Origin of the sequence: Halomonas sp. 707B3 (assembly GCF_024158645.1) — a bacterium.
In the GTDB taxonomy this organism is placed as follows: Bacteria; Pseudomonadota; Gammaproteobacteria; order Pseudomonadales; family Halomonadaceae; genus Vreelandella; species Vreelandella lionensis.
Map to the genome: position 1 here is coordinate 1 of NZ_JAMZBE010000194.1, position 5482 is coordinate 5482.

Annotated in this window: 4 protein-coding genes; 2 read left to right on the forward strand and 2 right to left on the reverse strand. The window is 58.1% G+C overall.

The window, feature by feature from the left end:
- The first annotated feature begins 201 nt into the window (after positions 1-201).
- Entirely contained in the window at positions 202-966 is a 765-nt protein-coding gene (locus BIS10_RS17030; protein ID WP_253507067.1) for an SDR family oxidoreductase, read from the forward strand.
- A gap of 74 nt (positions 967-1040) precedes the next feature.
- Here the strand turns inward: BIS10_RS17030 and BIS10_RS17035 are convergent, their stop codons facing one another.
- The gene (locus BIS10_RS17035; RefSeq protein ID WP_301282087.1) at positions 1041-2117 is read right to left on the reverse strand and encodes a 2,3-butanediol dehydrogenase; all 1077 of its coding nucleotides are present in this window, start codon (positions 2115-2117) and stop codon (positions 1041-1043) included.
- 18 nt (positions 2118-2135) lie between these two features.
- On the reverse strand, positions 2136-3950 hold the full coding sequence (locus BIS10_RS17040; RefSeq protein ID WP_253507070.1) for an NAD(P)/FAD-dependent oxidoreductase: 1815 nt from the start codon (positions 3948-3950) through the stop codon (positions 2136-2138).
- A gap of 288 nt (positions 3951-4238) precedes the next feature.
- Between BIS10_RS17040 and BIS10_RS17045 the strand changes: the two genes are divergently transcribed.
- Positions 4239-5482 (forward strand): sigma-54-dependent Fis family transcriptional regulator (locus tag BIS10_RS17045; RefSeq protein ID WP_253507073.1); only part of this gene is annotated, 1244 nt, incomplete at its 3' end.

Genomic DNA, 5482 nt, shown 5'->3' on the forward strand with positions numbered 1-5482 from the left:
GCATGGCACTGTCTGGGTGAATGGCGATAATGGCTATATTGCCATGCAGGTCAGTGGGTTAGAAGTGCTTCCGGGGGCCGGTCTCACGGATTCAGGTCAATGTATGCATTTATTCAGCTGCTGTCGTTAGCTGTATCGATATTTCATATTTAAAACGGCTACCGTGCCAAGATACGTTTAACTCACCATGGAAAAGTGCGTATGACTAAGCCCCACATCATCTATATCACTGGCGGTGCCCAAGGAATTGGTCTCGGTATCGCCCACACCCTGCTCACCGACGGCTATCGCGTCGCCATTACGGATATTGATAAAGAAGCCCTAAGTGCGGCCGCTGAACGACTGCCCCGCCGTGAAAACCTGCTAACACTAATGGCGGATGCCAATAATGAAGCCCAGGTGGCGGCCAGCCTCGAAAAAACCGTCAGCCACTTTGGTCAGCTCAACGGCATCGTGCATAACGCAGGCATTGCGGACCCCTTCCATGGCCCGGTGGAGCAGCTCTCGCTAGCGACATGGCAGGCCTACTTAAACACTAACCTCACTGGCGCCTTTTTGTGCGCCAAACATGGGGCTGCTTATCTACGCCCGCACGGCGGCAGTATGGTGCTGATGGCCTCGTCACGCGCCATCCAATCCGAGCCGGATACCGAAGCCTACGCCGCTAGTAAAGGTGGCATTGTCGCGTTGACCCACGCGCTAGCGGTCAGCCTAGGCCCGGATATTCGCGTCAACGCCGTTAGCCCGGGCTGGATCGAAGTCGGCGACTGGCAAAAACCCAGCCGCCAGCAGCCGGTGGAGCACCGTGGTATCGACCGCGAACAGCACCCGGCGGGGCGCGTGGGCACTCCCGAAGATATTGCCGCGCTCACCCGCTTTCTGCTCTCCAAAGAATCCGGCTTTATCACCGGTCAGAACTTTGTCGCTGACGGCGGGATGACGCGCAAAATGATTTACGCCGAGTAGCGGCACAGCCCATCAAAAAAGCCCATCAAAAAAGGCCATCCGTGGATGGCCTTTCGCTTTTCAAAAACGTACCGCTATGGCGTGACGATAATTTTCACCTGCGCCTTATCGCTCAGCAGTGCCTCAAAGCCCTCCTCGACGATATCCGCCAGCGGAATGCGTTGAGTGACCATATCCTCGGCGCGGAAGTAGCCACGCTGCATCAGTGCCATCACCGCCGGATACACATGGCGATAGGCAATAATGCCTTTCATGGTGCGCTCTTTAATCACCAGGTCGTTGGGGTGAAAACTAGCCTCTCCCTCCCAAATACTCACCACCACCACTTCGCCCCCTTCGTGGGTGCTATGCAGCGCTTGATTGAGCACGGCGGGAATGCCGGTCACTTCGAAGGCCACATCCACCCCGCCGCCGCTCAAGGCGTGCAGCTTTTCCACCGCGTCTTCTTGCTGTGGGTCGACAACGGTGGCTCCCAGCGCTTCGGCTTTGGCCTTACGAGATGGCGCAACTTCCACCGCATAAATCTGTGCAGCCCCGGCGGCTTTAAGCGCTTCGATGGTCATTAAGCCAATCGGCCCAGCACCAAACACCACGGCACTATCACCCGCTTTGAGGCTGCTCTGGCGCACCGCATGCAGCGCAACCGCCGCAGGCTCGACCAGCGCCCCCTGTTCAAAGCTGAGGTCATCCGGCAGTTTGTGCACCATGTGTTCACCCATCACGGTGAACTCCGAAAATCCGCCGCCTCCGCCGGAGAGGCCGTGAAAGCCGAGCAGCGGCGTCAGGTTGTAGCGCTCCATCTGGTAAGCGCCATCCTTGTTAGGCGAAAGGATCGGCTCAATGGCCACACGGTCGCCTACCTTCACCCGCGTCACTTTCTCGCCGACCTCCACCACTTCGCCCGCAAACTCATGGCCCATAATGATCGGTGCCTGTTCGCCGCTAATGGGGTGCGGTTTGCCTACCGGAATAAAAATCGGCCCGGCGGCATATTCGTGTAAATCGCTGCCGCAAATACCGCAGGCGGCGACTTTCACTTTCACCGCATGAGGGTCGTTGATGGTGGGCACCGGCACGTGCTCAACGCGCAGATCTTTAGCGGCATACCATACCGCGGCCTGCATCTGTTGCTGATTCGTTGACTGACTCATGGGTTTCCCTTCCTGTGTTTATGCCACGTGGTGAACCGGCTGCAGGCCATAGACAGGCGTTTCTAGCCCTTCCATACGAGCCTTTAACTGCAGCGCCAAATAGTGGGAGTAGTGCCGAGACTGGTGCAGGTTGCCACCATGGAACCACAGCGCTTCCTGCTGGGTAGGCTTCCACATATTGCGCAGCTCGCCCTCCCAAGGGCCGGGGTCTTTGGTGGTATCGGAGCCTAAGCCCCAGCACTTGCCTACCTTATCGGCCACTTCCTGGGAGATAAGCCGCGCCGCCCAGCCGTTCATCGAGCCATAGCCGGTGGCATACACAATGAGGTCTGCCGGTAGCTCGCTACCATCGGTCAAGGTAATGGAGTGGGGATTAATACGCTCAATACCGACACCGCTGCGCAGCTTGATATCGCCATTGGCGACCAGATCGCAGGCCCCCACATCGATGTAGTAACCCGAGCCACGGCGCAGGTACTTCAAAAACAGGCCAGACTCATCGTCACCGAAATCGAGCATAAATCCCGCGTCTTCCAGCCGTTGGTAAAACTCAGCATCGCGCTGCTTAATCGCCTCAAACGCCGGACGTTGGAAGTCAGGCAGCACTTTGTAAGGAATGGAAGCAAAGATCAGATCGGCCTTTTCATGGGTAAGCCCGCCTGCCACCGCCTCTTCGGAGTAGAGCGGCCCCAGCACTTCTTCCATCAATGAATCCGATTTAACGATATGGGTCGAGGAGCGCTGGAGCATGGTGACATCGGCATCGTGCTCCCAGAGCGCGGCGGCAATATCGTGGGCCGAATTATTCGAACCAATAATCACGCACTTTTTGCCCGCGTAAGCATCCGGCCCTGGGTGCTGGCTGGAGTGCTGCTGCTCGCCCTCGAAGCTCTCCGCGCCTGCAAACTTGGGCACGTTGGGCATACCGGACATCCCGGTAGCCATCACCAGCTGCTTCGGGCGCAGCGTGATCTCTTCGCCGTTGCGCTTCACGTTTACGATCCACTCGCCTGCGGCTTCATCGAAGCGTGCATTGTCGCAGGTCGTGGAACTCCAATAATTGAGCTCCATCACCTTTGTGTACATTTCCAGCCAGTCGCCCACTTTGTCTTTCGGGGCAAACACCGGCCAGTTCTCCGGGAAGGGAATATAAGGCAGGTGGTCGTACCATACCGGGTCGTGCAGGCAGAGGGATTTATAGCGCTTGCGCCAGGAGTCCCCCGCACGCTCGTTGCGCTCAATGATGATGGTGGGCACGCCCATTTGCTTTAGCCGCGCCCCCAGGCCAATACCGCCTTGGCCACCGCCTATCACCACACAGTAAGGCTGCTTTGTGTAACCAAGCTCGGCTTCCTCGCGTTCGCGGGCTTCCAGCCAAGTTTCACGCTGTTTATTGGCCCCATGCTCGGCCCCTTTGGGGCGGTGTTGGTTGCGGGGTTCAGGAAAATCATCCAGCGCCTGCATGGTGGTCAGCAGCGTCCAGCACTTGCCGTTTTTCAAACGTAGGTAGCCTTTTCCGCTGGCAATGGCCGTTTTGAAAGTGAACCACGCCTCGACGGTATCGCCGTTTTCGCTGGCCTCCCCGTCAAGCTGCCACTGGGTGGGCTGGGTATTGGCCAGCGTGGCATCGAGCATGGCCTGGATATCCTCCTTGCCTTCGCAGGTTTTTAGATTCCAGGTAAACGCTAGAAAATCGCGCCAGTAGCATTCGTCGTTGAATAGCGTCAGCACGCGCTGAATATCGCGGGCCTGCAGCGCTTCATCAAAATCATGAAGCCATGCGTTGACGGTGCTGGTAGCGCTGGATGGGGTACTTATCTCTGTGTGAGTCATCGCGGGTACTCCAAGGTCGTTGTTATTGTTGAACTGTCGATAAGACACTCAACCCTAAGCACCCGCCGTGCCAAATGCGCCAAATAGGAAATAAGTTATTGAAAAATAAAATTAATTTAGCATCCACACACCGCTATAAAACAGCGCAAGCCGCGTACACCTGTCACGCCCTGTGTACGGCTAACGTTACAGGTGTAACGCACGACTAACGGCGTAATACACCCTCGTTGACACCCACTACAAAGCGCATAGGCTGGAAGTACAACAATAATCGTGTGTGGATTCGCCATGCCAACACCATCACTACCACCGACACGCTTGGCCTCCGTGCAGCGCCAGCATATCGAGCACATCTTCCAGCTCGGTGAAGGGCTGGATGCGCCGCAGCTTCCGGCGCAGGCCACCATCCGCCGCTCCTGGCTGCGCTGCCTCAATGAGTACCAACTCGACCCCACGCAGCCACGCCCTGCCCGGGTGGTTCCTCAGCAAACCTTGATCGAGCACCGGGAATCCGTCGATGAGCTGCTGCACGTTGCCCGCGCCGGGGTCGATCAGCTCTATGAACAAATCGCCCAGCTCGGCTACGTGCTGCTACTCACCGACCATCGCGGCATTACCGTCGAGTTTCGCGGCAACCCCAACCAAGACCAGCAGCTACGCAAAGCGGGCCTCTATTTAGGTGCCGACTGGGACGAGCGCTTCGCGGGCACTTGTGCCGTAGGCACCTGCCTACACGATCGCCAAGCGATCATTTGCCACCGCCAGGAGCACTTCGACGCCACGCATATCTCGCTCACCTGCACCGCCGCCCCCATCGCCGACCCGCAGGGCAACGTGATGGCCGTGCTGGATATCTCTGCGCTGCAATCGCCCACTCAGCATGAGAGCCAGAACTTCAGCCTCTCGCTGGTGACGCTCTACGCCCGCATGATCGAAGACGCCTACTTTTTGCAGCGCTACCGCGACTGCCTAATGGTGCGCTTAGATACCTCGCGGGAGTTTGTGCACGTGAACGGGCGTGGGCTTATCGCGATAGAAGAAAACGGCCAAGTGATTGCCGCCAATGCTGTCGGCCGCGAACTTATCAGTGCGCACCAACAGCGCTGGCCGCCGTGGTCTGCCCAACACACACCGATGCTCAGCGAACTGTTTGAGTGCGAGATTGCCGATGTGCTGAGCATCAACAGCGCGACCAACGACCAGCTACGGGCGTTTCGCGCCCGCGCCAGCAACGCCATCTACTTTATTAGCCTGCTGGAGCCGCGCAGGCCGCGCATCGCACCACTCGGTAAGCCCGCCTCCTCGCTGCCAACAGCGCTAGAACGGTTGGGGGCCGACGACCCCGCCATACGCAAAGTGCAAAAGCTGGCTGAACGGCTGCGTAACGAAGCCAGTGTCAACGTGCTGATCAGCGGCGAAACCGGCACCGGCAAAGAAGTGGTTGCCCGTGCGCTGCACGACAGCGGCAACCGCGCCAAAGGCCCTTTTGTGGCGGTGAACTGTGCAGCGATTCCCGAAGCGCTGATTGAGAG